Annotated in this window: 1 protein-coding gene; it reads right to left on the minus strand. The window is 61.1% G+C overall.

Annotated features, from left to right (window positions below):
• Positions 1 to 2213, minus strand: a 2213-nt coding sequence (gene topA / locus AC11W3_RS18300) for a type I DNA topoisomerase (protein WP_484093510.1), incomplete at its 3' end; no start/stop codon positions are given.
• Positions 2214 to 2240: the final 27 nt, after the last annotated feature.

Genomic DNA, 2240 nt, shown 5'->3' on the forward strand with positions numbered 1-2240 from the left:
GGGTCGCGGTGGAGTTGGGCTTTGGCGTCGAACTTCTTCTTTTCCTTCACTGACACGAGACCGCGAAGCGCAACGGGCTTTCCTTTCATAAGCCTTCCGGCAAGAGAGGGGGAGATCTCCTTCCCCCACCTCGATAGCTTGTCCTTCCACAGCACGAAACCGCAGCGGGCGCTGCAGGTGTAGGACTTGTCGAACTCACGGACTCCTTGACCACAGCCGGGACAGGGGCCGATGGTTCCGTCGGAGGCAGTCGCGGCTTTTGCCCCCTTGGCCTTTCCCTTCCCAACTGAACCACGACCGGGCTTCGCCTCGACACCAGCAGACTCCTCTCGCCCTTTCCTCCCCTCGACAGAGCCATCGGGACTTCCAGTATTGCAGCCACTCCCCTCGCCTGCGGATGCGGCCTTAGGAGATGCCCCTTTGCCGGTGGCACGGTCAATCCACGCGGAAATTTGCTGGCGACTCTGGAGAACCGACTCGGGAATGGTGAGGCCGCCCTTTTCAGCCAGAGCCTTCGCATAACGGAGCTGACCCTCGGTGGGGGCGGCACCCTCGCCTCTTTCGGCGGGAGCGACAAATCCCATCTTGCCGTGCACGCCTTTACAGAAGCGCTGCCAGGTCTCTTTGTTATCGACGACGAGATCGAGGAACCCTTCCATCCTGCGGGTCAGGTCGTAGTCGATCACCCAGCCGTGCTTGTCGCGCAGATAGTCGATCAGCGTCTCTCCAGGCGGGAGCGGCACCACCTTCCCCTTCTCCTCGCGCACGTATCCGCGATCGGTGATGTTCTTGGTGATGGCGGCATAGGTCGACGGTCGCCCGATCTCCAGCCTCTCCAGCTCCTTCACCAGGGAGCCGAAAGTGAAGCGGGGTGGCGGTTTCGTTTTCTTCTCGTCGAGCATCTCCCCTTTCTTAGGGACCAGCTCTCCGGACTCCACCGGCGGGAGCGCCTGCACCGGGTCGTCGTCCTTCCGCTCCTTTTCGTCCTCTGAGTCTCCGTAGACGCGCAGGAAGCCGTCGAACTTAAGCACTCGTCCGTTCGCCCTGAATTTCTCACCGACTACATCGAAAATCATCACGGTGGCGTCATAGACAGCCTGCGCCATCTGGCTGGCCACTGCACGTCGGAAGATCAGGTCGTACAGCCTGGCATGTTCCGGGGTTAGACCTTCTCTGCCGATCAAGGGAGCGATCTCGGTCAGGGAATGCATGTGCGTCGGGCGGATACCCTCGTGGGCGTCGGCCTGCGAGTTCTTTGACTTGTACTGGTGCGGCTTCGGTGGAAGATAGTCCGGGCCCAGGGCGTTCCCCAGGAAGGTCCTGATCTCGGCGATGAATTCATCGGCCATCCTGACGGAATCGGTGCGATGGTAAGTGATCAGGCCGTGATCGAAGAGAGCCTGGGCCAGCCTCATCGTCTGCTCCGGCTGCAGCTTCAGCCGTGCGGCCGCCGCGGCCTGGAGGTCGACCGTGGTGAAAGGCGGCTTCGGAGACTGCCTGGTCTCCTTCTTTGCCACCTTCTCGGCGAGGGCATGAGACTCGGCCTTGATCGCCTCGGCAATGGCGAGGGCGTCAGCTTGTACTTCGAATTTCCCCCGTACGTGACGCGCCAGGAACTGCGTCCCATCCTTCTCCAGCAGGATGCTGAGGATCCAGTAAGGGGTTGGTACGAAGGCCCTGATTTCCCGCTCCCGGTCCACCACCAGGCGCACGGCCGGGGACTGGACACGGCCGACACTGAATTTCCCGGAGAGATCACGGCTGGCGATTGGGGAGAGGATGTAGCCCACGAGGCGGTCGCCGATCCGGCGCCCGAGGAAGGCGTGATAGAGGCCGGTGTTGGTCTGCAGAAATGGGATGGCCTTTGCCAGGGAATCTTTCAGACCCTTCTCGGTCACCTCGAAGATCTCCATCCGCAGGCAATCCTTGGCGACCGACTTCACCTCGTCAAAGACGTGCCGGCTGATGGCATAGCCCTCGCGGTCGGGGTCGCCCGCCAGCATGACCGTCTCGCCTTTGGCCGCATCCCGCAGCTCGCGGGGAAGGTTCTTCTTTTTGTCGTGGTAGACGAAGGTGGGCTCGTAGGTCTTGAGGTCGACGCCGATGGAGGATTCGGGGAGGTCCTTGAAATGGCCAACGGTGGAGATGGTCTTGGACTTCAGGATCGATTGGATTTTCTTCGCCTTCGTCGGCGACTCCACGATGATCAGCAAACCTAACCTCTTAAAGGCGTTTAACAG

This window comes from Geomonas sp. (genome assembly GCF_056994735.1).